Source organism: Pseudochelatococcus lubricantis, from assembly GCF_042432495.1.
In the GTDB taxonomy this organism is placed as follows: Bacteria; Pseudomonadota; Alphaproteobacteria; order Rhizobiales; family Beijerinckiaceae; genus Pseudochelatococcus; species Pseudochelatococcus lubricantis.
Genome location: NZ_JBHLXC010000006.1, coordinates 606,477 through 625,205 on the forward strand (window position 1 = coordinate 606,477; position 18,729 = coordinate 625,205).

Annotated in this window: 12 protein-coding genes; 8 read left to right on the forward strand and 4 right to left on the reverse strand. The window is 62.2% G+C overall.

Annotated elements, in window-relative coordinates; genetic code table 11:
- Position 1 precedes the first annotated feature (1 nt).
- The gene (locus ACFFJ7_RS13565) at positions 2-1,108 is read right to left on the reverse strand and encodes an ABC transporter ATP-binding protein (RefSeq protein WP_166950318.1); all 1,107 of its coding nucleotides are present in this window, start codon (positions 1,106-1,108) and stop codon (positions 2-4) included.
- Between the two features lie 476 nt (positions 1,109-1,584).
- Here ACFFJ7_RS13565 and ACFFJ7_RS13570 point away from each other — a divergent pair, with 476 nt between their 5' ends.
- The 7 genes from ACFFJ7_RS13570 to ACFFJ7_RS13600 all read left to right on the forward strand — a co-directional run bounded on the left by ACFFJ7_RS13570 (position 1,585) and on the right by ACFFJ7_RS13600 (position 15,854).
- The gene (locus ACFFJ7_RS13570; RefSeq protein WP_377592994.1) at positions 1,585-2,397 is read left to right on the forward strand and encodes a DeoR/GlpR family DNA-binding transcription regulator; all 813 of its coding nucleotides are present in this window, start codon (positions 1,585-1,587) and stop codon (positions 2,395-2,397) included.
- A 142-nt stretch (positions 2,398-2,539) separates the two neighbouring features.
- Positions 2,540-9,043 carry an Ig-like domain-containing protein gene (locus ACFFJ7_RS13575; protein ID WP_377592995.1) on the forward strand — a complete coding sequence of 2,168 codons (6,504 nt, stop codon included), beginning with the start codon at positions 2,540-2,542 and terminating at the stop codon, positions 9,041-9,043.
- A 490-nt stretch (positions 9,044-9,533) separates the two neighbouring features.
- Entirely contained in the window at positions 9,534-11,591 is a 2,058-nt protein-coding gene (locus ACFFJ7_RS13580; protein WP_166950315.1) for a carbon starvation CstA family protein, read from the forward strand.
- A 133-nt stretch (positions 11,592-11,724) separates the two neighbouring features.
- Positions 11,725-11,997, forward strand: a complete 273-nt coding sequence (locus ACFFJ7_RS13585; RefSeq protein ID WP_166950314.1) for a YbdD/YjiX family protein — start codon at positions 11,725-11,727, stop codon at positions 11,995-11,997.
- A gap of 704 nt (positions 11,998-12,701) precedes the next feature.
- Complete coding sequence (locus ACFFJ7_RS13590; RefSeq protein ID WP_377592996.1) at positions 12,702-13,529, forward strand: vWA domain-containing protein; 828 nt, start codon at positions 12,702-12,704, stop codon at positions 13,527-13,529.
- A gap of 4 nt (positions 13,530-13,533) precedes the next feature.
- On the forward strand, positions 13,534-14,217 hold the full coding sequence (locus ACFFJ7_RS13595; RefSeq protein WP_377592997.1) for a PP2C family serine/threonine-protein phosphatase: 684 nt from the start codon (positions 13,534-13,536) through the stop codon (positions 14,215-14,217).
- An 8-nt stretch (positions 14,218-14,225) separates the two neighbouring features.
- Complete coding sequence (locus ACFFJ7_RS13600) at positions 14,226-15,854, forward strand: protein kinase family protein (protein WP_377592998.1); 1,629 nt, start codon at positions 14,226-14,228, stop codon at positions 15,852-15,854.
- Between the two features lie 37 nt (positions 15,855-15,891).
- Here ACFFJ7_RS13600 and ACFFJ7_RS13605 read toward each other — a convergent pair whose 3' ends face one another.
- Both ACFFJ7_RS13605 and ACFFJ7_RS13610 read right to left on the reverse strand, forming a co-directional pair.
- Entirely contained in the window at positions 15,892-16,047 is a 156-nt protein-coding gene (locus ACFFJ7_RS13605; protein ID WP_377592999.1) for a hypothetical protein, read from the reverse strand.
- A 22-nt stretch (positions 16,048-16,069) separates the two neighbouring features.
- Positions 16,070-16,699, reverse strand: a complete 630-nt coding sequence (locus tag ACFFJ7_RS13610; RefSeq protein WP_377593000.1) for a DUF6650 family protein — start codon at positions 16,697-16,699, stop codon at positions 16,070-16,072.
- Between the two features lie 290 nt (positions 16,700-16,989).
- Between ACFFJ7_RS13610 and ACFFJ7_RS13615 the strand changes: the two genes are divergently transcribed.
- Positions 16,990-18,204, forward strand: a complete 1,215-nt coding sequence (locus tag ACFFJ7_RS13615; RefSeq protein ID WP_377593001.1) for a hypothetical protein — start codon at positions 16,990-16,992, stop codon at positions 18,202-18,204.
- 128 nt (positions 18,205-18,332) lie between these two features.
- Here ACFFJ7_RS13615 and ACFFJ7_RS13620 read toward each other — a convergent pair.
- A partial coding sequence (locus ACFFJ7_RS13620; RefSeq protein ID WP_377593004.1) for a GIY-YIG nuclease family protein occupies positions 18,333-18,729 on the reverse strand: 397 nt, incomplete at its 5' end.

The following is an 18,729-nucleotide window of genomic DNA, read 5'->3' on the forward strand; positions in this document are numbered from 1 at the left end:
GTCAGTAACCTTTCGCTGGTCTGACGACCGCCGGCGAGCCGCGCGGCGGATCGATGGGTGAAGATGGGAGAGCGAAGCGCCTGCCGCTTGCGCGCTCGAACCAGTGGGTCGCCTCGCGGGGCCAGTCGAGGGAGACGTGCTCGCCCTGCCCGGTGTCCACGCGCCCCGGCACACGGGCGGTCAGGCGTGCGGCCCCCGCGACTTCGAGATTCACGAAGGTCTCGGCACCGAGGAATTCCTGCCCGAGGACCCGGGCGGCCAGCCGCCCCTCTCCCGGCCGGCGAAGGGAAATGTCTTCGCCGCGTATGCCGAAGACGAGGTCCGCCGCCGCTCCAGCGCCGGGCAAATCCGCGGCGCCGAGCAAATCCGCCGGCAGCATGGCCATGGGCGGGGAGCCGATGAAGCCCGCGGCGAAGGTCGTCGCCGGCCGCTCATAGATATCGGCCGGGCTGGCGACCTGCTCGATGCGTCCGTCGCGCATCAGCACGACGACATCGGCCATGCTCATGGCCTCGGTCTGGTCGTGCGTCACGTAGATGACCGTCATGCCGAGCCGCTTCTGCAAGGCGCGGATGTCCTGACGCACGCTGTGGCGCAACTGCGCGTCGAGGTTCGAGAGCGGCTCGTCCATGAGGCAGAGCGGGTGCCCGGCGACGATGGCGCGCGCCAGCGCCACACGCTGGCGCTGGCCGCCCGAGAGCTTCGCCGGTTTGCGGTCCTCCAGCCCTTCCAGCCCGGTGACGGCGAGCGCCTCATCGAGCCGCCGCCGGCGCTCGGCGCGCGCGACGCCGCGCACCTTCAGGCCGAAAACGATGTTCTCGGCCACGTCGAGGTGCGGAAAGAGCGCGTATGATTGGAAGACCATGGAGAGGCTGCGGTCGGAAGGCGGCAGCGCGGTGACATCGCGCCCGTCGATCTCGATCGACCCTGCATCGGGCGTCTCAAGCCCGGCAATCAGCCGGAGCGTCGTCGACTTGCCGCAGCCGGAGGGCCCGAGCAGCACCACGAACTGCCCTCGCCCGACCGCGAGCGAGACCTCGCCGACTCCGGAGCGTGCGGAGAAGCGTCGGCTGAGCCCCTGGATGTTCAGGAAGGTGGAGGCGTTCATGAATGGTCTCGATAGCGGTAAGCCGCAGGTGACATGTCCAGGGGCGGCGCCTCGACGCCGCCCTGCCAATGATTGCCCTCGGAGGACTTTCTGCCGACGTGACTACAGCGCGTCGATGACATTCATATGAATTTCAAATGAACATTTCTATCATCGCCATGTTCATTTTTGCACAGCTTTGCAGACCGGAACGACAAGGCCGAAAACAGGTGCAGCTGATACGATCGCGGCCCCATAAGACGTTAGCCCTGCTACACTATAATAGGAAAGGGGCGTGAACCGGATCACGGTCTCCATAAATTTCAGGTTTTTTGCTGGCGTCATAAAGCTCTTGAACCGGTACCGCGACAAGCTGCAACGCCATCCCGGCGGCTGCATATTGTTTCTCCATTCCGGCCAGAGACGGTCTGTATGGTAAAAATTCCGTAACCATAATCTGTCGCGCGATCGTCACACCTCGAAGGTATACAGCTCATATGAACACCGCAGATGTTGAATCGAATATTGCTACCGGTTCCAGCGGGCGGCAGATGGCCATTGCCGACATGCTGCGCAGCCGGGACTTCATCAGTGTCGAGGAGCTGGCCGTGCATTTTGCCGTCGCCACGCAGACGATCCGTCGCGATCTGGTCGCCCTGTGCGACCAGGGCATCGCCCGTCGTCGGCACGGCGGCATAGAAAGAATCACGCAAGGCAAGAACCTCGCCTTCAAGGATCGTCGTGTGTGGAACAGTGACGCGAAACAGAGCATCGCCGCCACCGTCGCGCGACATGTCAGCGATGGCGTGTCGCTGTCTTTCGGCATCGGCACCACGCCGCAGTTCGTAGCGGAGGCCCTGCTCTCGCATCGCAACCTGAAGATCGTGACCAATAACCTGCCGCTCGCCCTGATGGCGCGACAGAACTCGGATTTCACGGTCGCGATCGCCGGCGGCACCGTACGGAGCAGCGACCTCGATGTCTGCGGCCCCTCCGCCGATGCTTTCTTCGCGTCCTACAAGGTCGACATCGCCATCTTCGGGGTCGCCGGTGTCGATGAGGACGGGTCGCTGCTCGACTTCTCCGAGGACGAGGTGCGCGTGCGCCAGGCGATGCTTCGCAACTGCCGCAGGTCCTATCTCGTCCTCGACTCCTCGAAATTCACCCGCCCCGCCTACGTGCATGGCGGCCGGATCGATGAGGTGAGCATGGTGTTCTGCGAAGCCGATCCACCCGCACGCATTCGACGCATGCTGGACGGGGCCGGCGTCCAGTTCATCAGGAGTTCGGAGGCGGCCATAAGGCCGTAGCTCCCCGACAGGAGACCGCGCCCGGGAGGGCGTGGCTCGCGCTGATCGCATCCAGTCTTTCACTTGCTCCCCCTGCCGCAGCGCTGCGACAGGGCCGGTCTTTTGTTGCCTCTTTCCCTTGCTGCCTCTTGGAGATGAAGCCATGTCTGATGATGCTGTTCTCTTCGCCCATCGTGGCACCAATCCCTATCTCGACAACTCGATCGACGCCTACAGATGGGGGTTCAACTACGGAGCGGACTATGCCGAGACCGATTTCCGCCTGACCAAGGACGGCGTGCTGGTCAGCTATCATGACGACCTTGCACTCGGAATCGCGAACATGACCTACGCGGAAGTGCGCGCGCAGGTGCCCACCATCGTCACGCTGGATGAACTCATCGCGCTGACGAAAGAAATGTCCATCGACACCGGTCGCAAGCTCGGCATCCTTATCGAGACGAAGTCCACCGACTACGCAACCCACGAAGCGGCGATCAAGACGCTGATCGCCCACGATTTCGCCGATCCGGAGCGGATCATCATCCAGAGCTTCGGTTCGGAACTGCCCGACGTTCGCAACAAGCTCATGCCGCAATATGGCGTGAATCTCCCGCTGGTCCAGTTGACGGGTGGCAGCCTCACCCCAGAGAACATCGCCTATTATGCGACCTATGCGGATGGCGTCGCGCCCGTGATGAGTCTGCTCACGCCGCAGCTGGTCGCGGCCGCCCATGCGGCCGGCCTGGTCGTCAACGGCTGGACCGTCGACGGAACGCTTGCCGACGTGCAGAACGCCCTCAATCTGGGGGTCGACGGCATTATCGCCGACAATACGCAGTGGTCCCGTCCGGCGCTCGAAAAGCTCGTCAATGACGCCACCGTGGTTTACGGCACGGAACGATGGGATGTGGTGAACGGCACCGCCGGCGCTGACAGGCTCTATGCCATGCAGGGCGACGACATCCTGCGCGCCGGGGACGGCGACGACGTGCTCTATGGCGACGGCGGCAACGACCTGCTCTTCGGCGGCGCCGGCAATGACCGGCTTGTCGGCGGCAGCGGCGATGACTTCCTCTCCGGCGGCGAGGGCAAGGATGTGCTCGACGGCGGAGCGGGCAACGACGTCATCGTCGCGACCGGCGACGAGGTGATCTTCCGCGCCGGCGACGGCATCGATCTGGTATCGCTCGACAGCACCAGCACGATCCGGTTCGAGGGGATTGTTCCCGCTGATATCTCCGTCATCCGCGACGGCAACAACCTGATCATCCGCTCCGGCAGCGACGCGCTCATTCTTCGCGACGGCGTCGACCCCGCACACCAGCCCGCTTCGATCACCACCGCCGACGGGTTGAAGCTCACCGGCGCCGAACTCGCCGCGCTCGCCGTGCCGGGGACCGATGCCGAAGTCGCCGCCCTGCTGCCGGACCTTGAGGCGAAACTGGCCAGCGCCCCTGCCCTCGCCGCTCCGTCGACGATCCCGATCGGCACCGATCTCGTCGCCGACGGCGACTTCGGCAACGGCGTCCTCGCACAGAAGATCGCCGACGCAGAGACCGGCGCGATCTACCGCCTCAGCTTTTCGCTGACCGATCTCCCGACGGATGACGACGGCGTGCGCGTGCTGTGGGGCGGCAAGGTGATCTATGAGGGCATCCCGTCCGGCACCGGCAGCAAGCTCCACTTCATCGTCAACGGCGGGGCTGGCAACGGCTCGAACGAACTCGTCTTCGAGGGCGCGGGGGAGAGCTTCGGCGCCACGCTCGATAACGTTCATCTCGTGAAGCTCTCCGACCCGATGCTGCCGTCGCCGAGCAACGTCGTGCCGGAAGCCCCGGGCGCCGATCTCCTCATCAGTCCGGGCATTCCCTTCATCGGCAAGGTCGCGGCGACGGACGCCAACGGCGATGAGCTGACCTACAGCCTCAGCGAGGCCCCGGCTCATGGTACGCTCGTCTTCAAGGAGAACGGCGCCTATCGCTACACGCCGGCTTCCGGCTTCAGCGGCGCCGACAGTTTCACCTTCCTGGTGAATGACGGTCGCGGCGGCATCGTCGAGTCAACCGTCAACCTCACCGTCGCGCAAAGCGTCCTCCTCGGCACCGACCTCATCGTCAACGGCAGCTTCGAGGATGTGAGCATCAACGGCAGCTTCGAAGAGGTCAGCGGCGAGCTGAGTCCCGCCTGGTGGGGCTACTACAACGACAACGGCGTCGTCGCCGGCTGGGCCGACATCAACGGCAATCGCATCGAGATCGTCAACGCTCCCGAGAACCAGAACAACGTCAAGCCCAAGGACGGCGCCTTCTTCTTCGACCTGGACGGCTATGGCAAACTCAGCGAGATAGGCCAGACGGTCGTCGGCGTCGAGCAAGGCGCGATCTACGAACTCAAGTTCTCGATCGCCGACGGCGACGCCAGGACGGACGATGACGGCGTCCAGGTGCTGTGGGGCGGCAAGGTCATTTTTGAAGGTATGCCGAGCAGCAACGCCTGGGCAACCGTGGCGCTGGAGCTTGTCGGCGGCGCGGGCGACGGCTCGAACACGCTGATCTTCAAGGGCACGGGAGCAGCGAACTGGTTTGGCGCCGCGCTCGACGAAGTGTCGCTGCGGAAAATCGCCAACGTGGGCGAGCCCGCGCCGGACAATCGGGCGCCGGATGCCGTGGACGGCAACGCCGAAGGCCCGCAGAACGGCGTCATCAGCGGCCGGCTCACGGCGTCGGACCCCGATGGCGACACCTCGCTGGTCTTCAGCCTCCGGGAAGGGCCGGCTCACGGCACGGTCCGGGTCTATACGGACGGCACCTACAAATACACGCCCGCAGCCGGCTTCACCGGCGAGGACAGCTTCACGTTCGTCGTGAATGACGCGCATGGCGGCACGGATACGGCGACCCTGAGCCTGACCGTCTCCCCGGCGGACGTGCCCGTCGGCACCGACCTCATCGTCAACGGCAGCTTCGAGGACGTGAGCGAATCCTCCGACAGCAATGGTCCCTCCGATTGGGGATACCGGAACCTCGACGGTGCTATCGTCGGCTGGACCGACCTCAACAACGGCATCGAACAGCACTGGGACAACTACGGCGGCGTCACCGCCAAGGACGGCCGGTTCTGGATCGATATGGACAGCTCCAATCTCGCCGCCCGCCACAGGATCGGCCAGACGATCACCAGCGTCGAAACCGGCGCCACCTATCGGGTGACGTTCTCGCTCTCCGACTCCGACAACGTGAGGGACGACGACGGCCTGCGCGTGCTCTGGAACGGTGAGGAAATCTTCAACGGCCTCCCCCCGCAGACCAGCGCCAGCTGGACGACCTACAGCTTCGACGTGGTCGGCGGTTCCGGCGACGGTTCGAACCGGCTGGAGTTCATCGACACCGGTGCCCCGGACTCGTGGGGCGCGGGCGTGGCGCTGGACGACGTCCATTTCGTCAAGACCGCCAACGTGGGCGAGCCCGCACCGGACAACCGGGCGCCGGACGCCGTGGATGGCAATGCCGAAGGCCTGAGGAATGCCGTCATCAGCGGCCGGCTCACGGCGTCGGACCCCGATGGCGACACCTCGCTGGTCTTCAGCCTCCGGGAAGGGCCGGCTCACGGCACGGTCCGGGTCTATACGGACGGCACCTACAAATACACGCCCACGGCCGGCTTCATCGGCAAGGACAGCTTCACCTTCCTGGTGAATGACGGGCATGGCGGCACGGATACGGCGACCCTGAGCCTGACCGTTTCGTCGCCGACGCCGGTGAACGTGCCGATCGGCACCGACCTCATCGTCAACGGCAGCTTCGAGGACGTGAGCGAATCCTCCGACAACAACGGTCCCTCCGACTGGGGATACCGGAACCTCGATGGCACCATTCTCGGCTGGACCAACGTCAACAACAACCGCATCGAGCAGCACTGGGACAACTACGGCGGCGTCACCGCCAAGGACGGCCGGTTCTGGATCGATATGGACAGCTCCAATCTCGCCGCCCGCCACAGGATCGGCCAGTCGATCGCCAATGTCGAAACCGGCGCCACCTATCAGGTAACGTTCTCGCTCTCCGACTCCGACAATGTGAGGGACGACGACGGCGTGCGCGTGCTCTGGAACGGCGAGGAAATCTTCAACGGCGTTCCCCCGCAGACCAGCGCCAGCTGGACGACCTACAGCTTCGACGTGATCGGCGGTTCCGGCGACGGCTCGAACAGGCTGGAATTCATCGATACCGGCGCGCCGGACTCGTGGGGCGCGGGCGCGGCGCTGGACGACGTCCATTTCGTCAAGACCGCCAATGCGCACAGCAGCGTAGCGATCGGCACCGACCTCATCGTCAACGGCAGCTTCGAGGACGTGAGCGAATCCTCCGGCAACAACGGTCCCTCCGACTGGGGATACCGGAACCTCGACGGCACCATTCTCGGCTGGACCAACGTCAACAACAACCGCATCGAGCAGCACTGGGACAACTACGGCGGCGTCACCGCCAAGGACGGCCGGTTCTGGATCGATATGGACAGCTCCAATCTCGCCGCCCGCCACAGAATCGGCCAGTCGATCGCCAACGTCGAAACCGACGCCACCTATCGGGTGACGTTCTCGCTCTCCGACTCCGACAACGTGCGGGACGACGACGGCGTGCGCGTGCTCTGGAACGGTGTGGAAATCTTCAACGGCCTCCCCCCGCAGACCAGCGCCAGCTGGACGACCTACAGCTTCGACGTGATCGGCGGTTCCGGCGACGGCTCGAACAGGCTGGAATTCATCGATACCGGCGCGCCGGACTCGTGGGGCGCGGGCGTGGCGCTGGACGACGTTCACTTCGTCAAGATCGCCAACGTGGGCGATTCCCTGCCGGACAACCGGGCGCCGGATGCCGTGGATGGCAATGCCGAAGGCCTGAGGAATGCCGTCATCAGCGGCCGGCTCACGGCGTCGGACCCGGATGGTGACGCATCGCTGATCTTCAGCCTTCGGGAAGAGCCGTCCCACGGCGCGGTCCTGGTCTATACGGACGGCACCTACAAATATACGCCCGCGACCGGCTTCACTGGCGAGGACAGCTTCACCTTCCTGGTGAACGACGGGCGTGGCGGCAGCACCGAGGCCAAGGTCAGGTTGACCGTCAGCGCTCCGAACAGTGCCCCGGTTGCTTCCGACGACGGGCACCTCGACACGGAGTACGGCACGGCCCTGACGATCAAGGCCTCGGTTCTGCTGGCAAACGACACCGATGCCGACGGCGACACCCTCACCATCCGGTCGGTCACGGCTGGTGCCGGCGGCACCGTGGCGCTGGACGACGATGGCAATGTCGTCTTCACCCCTGCGGAGGGCTTCTCGGGTGGCGCGACGTTCACCTACACCGTCACCGACGGCAAGGGCGGCACGGCCAACGCCACCGTGACCGTGCAGGTCGCCGAGCTGGATACCGTGCCGACGGCGGGCTATTCCGGCGATGTCTGGCTCCTGGAAGGCGACGCGGTCACCAGCAAGACTGGCCAGTTCGAGTTCGACGGCGGGGCCAACAACGGCGTGGTGACGGACCTCGGCTGGGGACCGGAAGGTGGCGCCTATGACGTGGGCAACGGCACCACGGTGGTGCCGCTGACCTCCAACGGCCTGCCGGTTTCGGTATCGCACGAGGATAAGGGCCCGCTGACCCTGATCGGCCGCGCCTCGGACGGCAATGAGGTGTTCCGCGTTTCCGCGACCGAGACCGGTGCCTATACTGTTTCGCTGTCAGGCACGCTCGACCACCCCGATGCCGGCCTGTCGGGCGCGGATGATGCGCTGCGCTTGCGCATCAGCTTTACCGTCACCGACACCGATGGCGATATGGCCTCGGGCTACATCCAGTTCGACATCCGTGACCAGGAGGAAGGCGTACTTTACGACATCTCGGCCAACCAGTTCGGCGGCAAGGACATCTACCTGCACGATGCCGACGCGCTGGTGCCCATCCTCGGCACGGACGCCATCGACCGCGTGTTCTACGACGGCGAGAAGGCCACCGTCGTCCTGCCCGACAACATCGAGCAGGGCACCCTCCTCGACGCCGCGAAGGACAGCAGCCTCTTCGGCGGCGCGGGCGACAACACGCTCGCCGGCAACGCCTTCGACAACGTCATCCGGGGTGGCGCCGGCCGTGACGTCATGACCGGCGGCAAGGGCGCCGACACCTTCCTGTTCGATGCCGCCGACCAGTCCGGCGCGCGCCAGATCGACCTCGTCACCGACTTCAACATCGGCGAGGGCGACAAGCTGGCGTTCGACGGCCTCGGCGTGCACCAGCAGGCGAGCGGCCGCGGCACCTCGCAGGCGTTCACCAACGGCGTGCTGACCAACACGATCTCGAACATGCTGAGTTCGCTGACCAACGACGTGGCGCTGGCGACGACCTACGTGGCGAGCGTGATGGGCCAGAACAGCGTGGCGGCATTCCGCTTCGACGACAACTGGTATGTCGTTCAGACGGGCGACCGCACGGGCAACATCAACGGGCTGAGCAACGCGCTGACGATGCTGAACCCCACGGGCCTGCGCACGGTGAACAACATGGCGGAAGGCAATCTGTCGATCGAGAACGTGGTCGAACTCGACCTGGTGGGCACGACCGCGATCCGCGACCTCGGCCAGATCGTCGGCTACGACCTGGTCGCATAAGCCGGTCAGCCCAGCGATACAACAAACAGTACAGGGGGAGGTCACCGAAGGGTGCCTCCCCCTGCCCATATGTCAGCACCATCGCCGGATCGAGATTTATGTTCCGGCCGAATAGCGCCAGCGGCTATTACGTGCCCCCCCTCCTTCCCGACGGCAGACTTGTGGCGCGTGTCGACATCAAGTCGGACCGCGAGAGGCCGCATCTTCCCGCGCATGCCATCCATCCCGAACCGGTGCCGGCCACGAACGGCATGGCCGTTCTCTTCTACGGACTTGCCGGCACGCGGTGCGCGGAACGGGCCGGCACGGCTGTCTGTCCATGGCTGCCAGCACGCCCGACCCGTGCCCGCCAGCCGTCCGGTCGCCGCCTTCTGCCAGCCGGACCCGCCAGAGCGACGTTTCTCAAGCTGCGACAATATGATACCGTGCTTGCCGGGCCAGGCGCCCAGACAATGAAAGCAACAAAGCAGCTACGTCTGGAGATATCGTCATGTCAGCACACATACGGCAACATGGGCCATGGGTCGTTCTCGGCCTGATCGGCGCATTGAGCCTCGCCATCGTTGCAACGCAACGTGGCGAGCACATCAGCGCGCTATGGATCGTCGCTGCCGCGATCTCCGTGTATCTCATCGCATACCGGTACTACAGCCTGTTCATCGCCCGCCAGGTGATGCAGCTGGATCCCAATAGGCCCACGCCCGCCGTGCGCCATAACGATGGCCTCGATTACGTGCCCACCAACAAGCACGTCCTGTTTGGCCACCACTTCGCGGCCATCGCGGGGGCCGGACCTCTCGTCGGGCCGGTGCTGGCCGCGCAGGTCGGCTATCTGCCGGGCACGCTGTGGATTCTGGCCGGCGTGGTGCTCGCCGGCGCGGTGCAGGACTTCATGGTGCTGTTCGTGTCGATGCGCCGTGACGGCCGCTCGCTCGGCGAGCTGGTGCGCTCCGAGCTTGGCCCGATCCCCGGTGTCATCGCGCTTGTCGGCGCGTTCATGATCATGGTCATCATCCTGGCCGTCCTGGCGCTCATCGTGGTGAAGGCGCTGGCGGAAAGCCCCTGGGGCACGTTCACGGTCGCCGCCACCATTCCGATCGCCGTGTTCATGGGCATCTACATGCGCTTCCTGCGGCCGGGCGCTATCGGCGAGGTCTCGGTGATCGGGTTCGTACTGCTGATGCTGGCGATCATCTACGGCCGCAACATCGCCGAGGATCCGACGCTTTCCGCCTGGTTCACGTTCACCGGCGTGGAGCTGACGTGGCTGCTCATCGGCTACGGCTTCGTTGCCTCGATCCTGCCCGTGTGGCTGTTGCTTGCGCCGCGCGACTATCTTTCCACCTTCCTCAAGATCGGCGCGATCGCCTGCCTTGCGCTCGGCATTCTCGTCGTCGCGCCTGATCTGCGCATGCCAGCGCTGACGCGGTTCGTCGACGGCTCGGGCCCCGTCTGGTCCGGCGCGCTGTTCCCGTTCCTCTTCATCACCATTGCGTGCGGTGCGGTGTCCGGCTTCCACGCACTCATCTCATCAGGCACGACACCCAAGCTGATCGATAACGAGATCAACGCCCGCTACATCGGTTATGGCGGCATGCTGATGGAATCCTTCGTCGCCATCATGGCGCTGGTGGCCGCCTCCATCATCGACCCCGGCGTGTATTTCACCATGAACAGCCCGGCGGCCATCCTCGGCACCACGCCCGAAACGGCGGCCGCGGCGGTGACGCAGATGGGCTTCCCGATCTCGCCTGAAACGATCGTGCAGACGGCGGCGGATGTAGGGGAGCACACCATCGTTTCGCGGGCCGGCGGCGCGCCAACGCTCGCGGTCGGCATGGCGCAGATTTTCTCGAATGTCATCGGCGGCAAGGCCATGATGGCGTTCTGGTATCATTTCGCCATCCTGTTCGAGGCCCTTTTCATTCTGACCGCCGTGGACGCGGGAACGCGGGCCGGCCGCTTCATGCTGCAGGACCTGCTGGGACTGGCCGTGCCTTCCATGCGCGAGACCTCCTCGTGGGTGAGTAACGTCGTAGCGACCGCGCTTTGCGTCGCGTTCTGGGGCTTCTTCCTCTATCAGGGCGTGACGGACCCCTTGGGTGGTGTGAACACGCTCTGGCCGCTCTTCGGCATCTCCAACCAGATGCTCGCCGCTGTGGCGCTGATGCTGTGCACCGTCGTGATCTTCAAGATGAAACGCGAACGCTATGCCTGGGTGACGATCATTCCGATGAGCTGGCTCATGGTCTGCACGTTGACGGCGGGGCTGCAGAAGATCTTCCATCCCGATCCGCGCGTCGGCTTCCTTTCCCATGCGGATCGTTTCAACGCCGCCATCGACCGCGGCGAACTGCTGGCACCCGCCAAGAACATGGACCAGATGCATCAGATCGTGTTCAACGACCGGATCGACGCGGCCCTGGCGGGGTTTTTCGTGCTCGTCGTCGTCAGCATTCTGGCGTTCGGAATCGTTTCCTGCTGGCGTGCGTGGCGCGCCGACCGCTGGACGGCGCACGAAATCGGCGCGCCGACCGTTACCGCCTGATGCAGGGACCGGTGGGCGCAAGTTCACCGGCCCCGTGGGGAGGCGCGACCCGTGCGCCGTTCCTCCCCGCCATCGGCTTGTCAGGAAGGGGAAGCCGTTGTCTCAAGCGCGGTTCCCGAAGGAGGCCTGTGTCATGACGTTTCTCAAAACACGCAGGGGCGTGCCGCCGGTATCGGCCGATCAGGGCGCCCTCTCCGTTTCCCTGCGCGAGAGCCTCGCCACTTTCGGCAAGTGCTTCTGCCAGGGCGCGCGCCTCATGGTCGGCATTCCCGACTACGAGACCTATGTGGCCCACGTGCGCCGCACCCATCCCGATCAGGAGCCGATGACATATGCGGCATTCTTCCGCGACCGGCAGAACGCGCGCTACGGCGGATCGGGCAAGGGCGGCTTTCGCTGCTGCTGAACCCGCACAGGCGGGCAGGCGAAAATTAGAAAACGCTTAAAAACCAGATAGTTATGGCGGCGGACGCAATCGGCAGCGAACCGGTCTCTGTGGGAGCTCCCTGATCATCAGGGAAAATACAGGGAACCCGGCTGCTTGCGGGCGCCGTTCGGGACTTTTTTACTCAACTATCGTATTGAAATTACGATATATTTTAAGCAAATTCCCTATGCCCCGGAACAGGGAATAGTTTTCTCGGAACAGGGGATGCGCGGCGGCTTGCAGGAAAAAGCGCAGATAGATCACCGCCGGGTCAACGAAGCGAAGGCGATATATTACCGAAACTATTAACAGCAATACCACACACTGCTCAATCTCGACATTCACAGTCGGCCTATCATGTCAGAAAATGCGTGCATGAGGCCTTCTCGGCCATTACTGACAAGCCCCTTGCCGAAGGCAGCGGCGAATTGGGTCTGGGTCTCGAACCATTCGGGAGGCCGTCATTTCCCTTCTCGACCGTGTGGTTGAGAACAAGATGTAGCATCTTCATCGCAGCGTCGTTATCAGCAGATCGACTCCCAGACGCACCGTGATCTTGAAATTATCGTGCAAGTCACCGATAACTTAAACGCTAGATGGTCCACCGTGTTGGCAGGACAACGTTTGAATTTGTCCAAAATTCGACGGCCTGACACGGCATAAGGGAATGACCGGGGTGCTTTATGTACACAGCAGAAATCAGCCGAACCAGCCCATCTGCGTTCCTGTTCGTTATCGACCAATCTGGATCGATGGATGAAAGGATGGAAACGGAGCAAACCAAGGCACAATTCGTAGCCGATGTACTGAACAAGACCCTCTACCAGCTTGTCATTCGGTGCACTCGCGCAGACGGCGTCCGGAATTATTTCGATGTTGGCGTGATCGCCTATGGGGACTCGGTGCGTTCGGGTTTTGCTGCTCCGCTAGGAGGCAAAATCCTGCATTCCCTGTCTGACATTGAGGCCAATCCGTTGCGGATCGAAGAGCGCGTCAAGCGCGTTCCCGATGGCGCCGGGGGGCTGGTAAACCAGCCGACGAAGTTCCCGGTCTGGTTCGATCCGACAAGCCTGGGCGGCACGCCGATGATGGCGGCCATGCGAACAGCAGCGGAAGCCATCGCGGAATGGTGCGATGCGCACCCGTCGTCCTATCCGCCCACCATCATCCACGTCACCGACGGCGCTTCGACCGATGGCGATCCGTCGGCGATTGCGGACGCCCTCAAGCAGATGTCCACTAGCGACGGCGAATGCCTGCTCTTCAATCTGCACATCTCGACGACGGGTGGTCAGCCGGTGGTGTTTCCCGCTTCGGACAGCGGTCTTGATGAATACGGTCGATTGCTCCTCCGTATGTCCAGCGCCTTCCCCGGTCACCTCGTGCAGGTCGCTCGGGACAAGGGCTATGACTCGGTCAGCGGCGAGTCACGCTTCTTCGGCTACAAGGCGGGCTATGAAGTCATCGTGGACTTCTTCGATATAGGCACACGCGCCAGCAACCTGCGGTGATGCGATGCGCGTCCTTCATCGCTGGACGGTGGGGAGGCAAATTGGGGATCCTCACCTGAACGAAGACGCCATCGCGTGTTCCGATTTGAGGGGCATCCATGCCGTCAGCGATGGCGCGTCGGAGTCCTTCGCGTCACGCCGGTGGGCCCGCATTCTGGTTTCCCGATACGTCCGACAGCCGGTCATTGACGAAGCGTGGCTGGCGCGTGCCATCACCTCCTACCATGCGGCCTTCGACCGTGCCGCCATGTCGTGGAGCGCGCAAGCCGCGTTCGACCGGGGCAGCTTCGCCACGCTCCTTGGCCTGCGGTTCGATCCTGCCGGGGTGTCGATTGTGGGTATCGGAGATTCCCTTGCCGTGCTGGACGACGGCACGGAAATCAGCGCGACGTTCCCCTACAGCGAACCGGAGCAATTCCGGGCAAACCCGCTTCTGCTTTCCACCATCCACGACAGGAACGGGGAGATCCTCGACGACGACTTCACGACGCGCTGGCAGCTGGACGGCGCGTCGAAGCTCTTCTGCATGACGGATGCCATTGGCGCCTGGCTTCTGTCCGACCGGCCCGAGCGGATGGAACGCTTGCGGACCCTTCGGACGCGCGCTGACTTCGTCGCTCTGGTCGAAGACGCGCGCGGCGATGGCACGATGCGGCGGGATGACACCACCCTGCTCGTGATCGGTTAGGAGGCGCCGTGTCCGCCTACCCGACCATGGACCAGTACAATGACGCGGTTCAGCACCCGCAGACCGCGTTCGGCGATGCCGTCCTGAAGAAAGCGAAGATCGCCACCAACGGCATGGGCCTTCCCATAGCCCTTGGCGGCGGATTCGCGCTCACCTACACTGCGATGGCCCAGGGCCGGAAATTCGCAATCCGGTGCTTCCATAAGGAAGCGAAGGGCCTGGAAGCCCGCTATGGGCACGTGGATAAAGGTCTGCGGACGGCGGGCGGTTCGTACTTCGTCGGCTTCGAATACCAGCCGACGGGTATTCTGGTGAACGGCAGGCGCTATCCCATCGTGAAGATGGACTGGGTGGAAGGCGACACGCTCGGATCGTTCCTCGAAGACAACTATGCCGACAAGGGACGCATAGAACGCCTGCGCTTGCAATTCATTGACGTTGAACGGTTCCTGCGGTCAAAGAGGCTTGCGCACGGCGATCTTCAGAATGGCAACGTGCTGGTAAAGTCGGGCCTGAAGCTTATCGATTACGACGGAATCTATGTGCCGACAATGGCGACCGGACAAGGCGCCGAACTCGGGCACAAGCATTTCCAGCACCCGAAGCGCTCGGCAGCTGACTTCGGACCGGACATGGATCGGTTTTCGTTCATCGTGATCGATTTGAGCCTCCGGGCCATCGCTCACGATCCAAAGCTATTCTCCAAATACTCCAACGGCGAAAACATCATCCTCACAGCGAACGATTTCATCGATCCCGGAAATTCCGCCGCGTTCGCCGATCTGGAGGCGGTTCCTGCGCTGGCACGCGACACCACCAATCTCGCGAGCATCTGTGCGGCACCTGTGAAAGGTATTCCGACGCTCGAAGATTTCCTTGCCGCCAGGAACATCCCGGCCGCCGCGATCATCATCCGCACGCCCACGGAGGCGCGGGCAGGGAAGAAGGAGGCGGCCTATGTCGGTGCTTATGAGGTGGTCGACGCGACCAGCTTCGCCTTGCTGGCGAAACAGGTGGGCAATAGAATCGAACTCGTCGGCAAGGTGACGAAGGTCCACGCAGCCAAGACCAAATACAGCAAGCCCTATTGCTTTGTCTTCTTCGACAATGCCCGGCAGTCGGTCAAGCTGAACATTTGGAGCGACGGACTTGCCAAACTGCCGGATGCACCGTCACAGGCGTGGGTGGGAATGTGGCTGAGTGTGCAAGGGCTAGTCGATCCAGCATACACCGGCCGCTATGGCACGTCGCTGTCGATCACGATCACGTCGAACAGCCAGATCCGGAAGATCACTGAAACCGAAGCACGGCATCGTCTCAGGAGCCCCAGTTCCAGCGGATCGAAAGTAACCGATAATCGGCACCTCCTGGAAGGATTGGGCGCGCCGTCGCGGCCCAGTTCGAGCCGCTCGCCCGGCAGAACATCTACGGTGCCTCCCCCAACACGGTCGCCCATCCCGCCGCAGTCCAGGAACCAAGCCGTTCTGAATACGATTCGGCAATCAACCGGATCATCCTCGCAGTCGACCACGCCTCGGCCCCATCGGCCCGCGCGACAACCAAAGGCCAAGATTCCATGGGGCTGGATAATTTTCGGCGCCGTTGCGCTCTATGCAATTATCCGAGCATTAGGCTGACGGTGATCAGCCCCCAATAGCGGGTCCATTTTGATTGTTAGTGCAATGTTGGGCGCGTTTCCAGCCAGAGGGCATCATCAACCCCCAGCAGCGCTTCGTCGCAGGGGTCCGGTGAGAACGTAAGGTTCGTTAAACGTGCCACTTCATGGGAAAAGTATTTCTCGTACGTCTTCTCCTTGAATTCCGTCTCCACCCTGCCTCTCCTTTTGTCCCGGTCATTTAAGCGATTGATCGTATTCCCCTCGCAAGGCTGGCAACTTCGGCAGTACATAGGCTTCGACAGGCCAGGGCGTCTCGTACTGGGACATCATGTTGCTCTTTGGCAGCGTGGCGCCCCCGATTTTGGCGACTTCCACCAGACAGCGGTTGAAGTAGCCACGTAGAGCCTCGAGTGCTGCGAAATAGGCTTCCCGCGCCTGGGGGGCGCGACGGACATCTGGATGGTCGATTTCATCGGGCTCCCGGTGGAGTGTGTTAAGCCGTTGCTCGAAGGTCAGGAACTGACGCAGGGCTTCGGCCATCATTTCCAAAAGCAGGTACAGGCCGCCGTCCTTCGCGCCATATAGCTCCACCTGCTTGTCGATGAGGATCTCCCTGATGCCTTGGAGCGAAGCCAGGGCTTGGTCGATGCAGTTGTCACAACATTCGGAAGCGTTCAGCACGCGACGGTCGGCGAGCCGGATGACGATCTCATTGGCGACACGTTTTTCCGTATCGTCCGGCTTCACGTTAAAGCTGACGAAGGGCAAATTGATCGTTAGGCCATCGACATGGCGGCTGGCCAGCTTTCGAGCTTTCTCAATAGTGCCCATCATGTCAAAGCGCGGCCACTCTATCTCCCTCATTCGGAATCATCCTCCCATCCGCTTCATCATAGCAAAATATCAGTCGTTCCGTGATCGATCACGAACCAGCCCTTCACCCTATAAGGACCTCATATGTTCCTCTTACGTTCACAAAACGCTTGACCGTGGACTTTCCGGCAGGCAGGGTGAAATGAACTGCTGCAAACTGCGACACCGGATCGAAATTTTCTCTATGGTAACAGCGGAGTGTAGAGAGAACCACTGCGATGTTAAATAACGTTCGTATACTTACTCGTCGAGAACTTTACGATTTAGTATGGTCGAAGCCCGTGCAGAAAGCTGCAGCCGAACTTGGTATTTCTGATCGCGGTCTTGCCAAGATCTGCTCTCGCCATCGCGTTCCAAATCCATCCCGCGGCTATTGGGCCCGCGTCGCTGCTGGTCAGCGATTCAAACTGCCGCCTTTGCGCGAAATTGACGATCCTGCACTCGATCGAATCGAGATCACAGCAACCATCTCGCACCTTTCCGAAAACACTCAGGAAATGCTCCGCCAAGCCAAGGTGGAACGCGCGGAACGACACGCCGAGATGGTCTCCGATCCTTCCGCGCTTTCTCAGCCGGTCGAAAAACCACATCGCGCCATTGTGGCGACTGCCAAAGCGCTTCGCAAAGCGAAAGCAGACGAATACGGGTGTGTTGCCGCAGCCGGCACGGGGCTCTGCGGCGTGATCGTACACAGTGATCGTATTGAACGCGCCGTTGCTTTTCTCCATTCGCTGGCTACCGTCCTGGAGGCAGATGGACTCCAGCTGCAGCCTGATGAAACGCGCATGAAGATTGTCGTCGGCCAAGACATGGTTGCATTCACGCTGACCGAGAAAACACGTCGCGAAAAGCACATTCCTACAGAAAAGGAACAGGAACTCTATGATCGTCAGCAGGCGAAACGGCAGCGAGCCGCAGATCGGCGGGGCTGGCACCTGTACTCATCGCTCCCCCATCAACAGCCGTGGCCAGAATACGATACCATCTATACGGGGCAACTCGCCTTTGTGGTCGACAGTTGGACGCATGGGCTGCGCAAGAGCTGGACGGATGGAAAGACACAAAGCGTCGAATCGATGTTCGAGAACATCGTCTCTGGCCTCAAGGTTATCCTTTCCAACAATAAGTCGGAGCGAGAGCGTCGCGAGGAGCAAGAGCGCCAGCGGGCCGAACTCGCCCGGCGGCATGCTCTTGCCAAGAAACGTAAGGAGCGCGAGGAAAAACGTATCGCCTATTTGCGGGAATTAATGCAGCTTCAGCGTGAAGCGTCCGATATACGAAGTTGGCTCGCCTCTTTGCCCGAGACAGCTACAGCCGACTCTGCGAGCGATCTCGGGCGCATGGTGCAGTGGGCGACAGGGCGCCTGGCTGATCTGGAGGCCCTGACGACTGTGGAGGCCGCAGCCGTGCAGTTGGAAGGAAACGCATTGTTTCCGGAAATTGACGAACTGCACGATCCGATGGGAGAGCCGCCAGAGCGAAAATATTACTGGTGAAGCCGCATGGCCATGCTGCTGAGAGTGAGAATTTGTTCGAATGGGGAGATCTGGCTTCGCGCTTCACGCAGTACGTTCACCCCAGGCGCGGATTGCACAGGGAGCAAAAAGCCGCGACAAAGGATCACTTACGCGATTTTCTTCCATCGTTTAAAGGCTGTTACAGCCTTGGGAGGTAACCGGAACCATTCTCCGTTCTTGCGATATTCGCTAAACCGACGATGCCAGTAATTCTCGAATCCAACGGGATCATCAGTCAGGATTGAATGTATAAACTTTGTCGTCTCAGGCAGTTCGATCTGTATCTCACGCGACCTCCTGCTTAGAGAAAAAGTTCGGCCTATCTTATAGTCCTTTCCGTACTGGATCATGTACACATGCCCAATTTGCGAAATGTCCGGGGTCGGCGGCTTCGGATGCGTTACTGGATTTTCGTTCAGATAAGCTTTACACATAGTGACCTGCCCCCCGGTCGTCCCTCGTTCATAACGAGAGTCCTTGGGTTTGATAGTGGTCGGTTTCGGG

Coding starts and splice junctions, on each gene's coding strand:
- ACFFJ7_RS13585 (WP_166950314.1), top strand. CDS start 11,725: ATGACGTTTCTCAAAACACGCAGGGGCGTGCCGCCGGTATCGGCCGAT.
- ACFFJ7_RS13595 (WP_377592997.1), top strand. CDS start 13,534: ATGCGCGTCCTTCATCGCTGGACGGTGGGGAGGCAAATTGGGGATCCT.
- ACFFJ7_RS13570 (WP_377592994.1), top strand. CDS start 1,585: ATGAACACCGCAGATGTTGAATCGAATATTGCTACCGGTTCCAGCGGG.
- ACFFJ7_RS13565 (WP_166950318.1), bottom strand. CDS start 1,108: ATGAACGCCTCCACCTTCCTGAACATCCAGGGGCTCAGCCGACGCTTC.
- ACFFJ7_RS13580 (WP_166950315.1), top strand. CDS start 9,534: ATGTCAGCACACATACGGCAACATGGGCCATGGGTCGTTCTCGGCCTG.
- ACFFJ7_RS13610 (WP_377593000.1), bottom strand. CDS start 16,699: ATGAGGGAGATAGAGTGGCCGCGCTTTGACATGATGGGCACTATTGAG.
- ACFFJ7_RS13575 (WP_377592995.1), top strand. CDS start 2,540: ATGTCTGATGATGCTGTTCTCTTCGCCCATCGTGGCACCAATCCCTAT.
- ACFFJ7_RS13590 (WP_377592996.1), top strand. CDS start 12,702: ATGTACACAGCAGAAATCAGCCGAACCAGCCCATCTGCGTTCCTGTTC.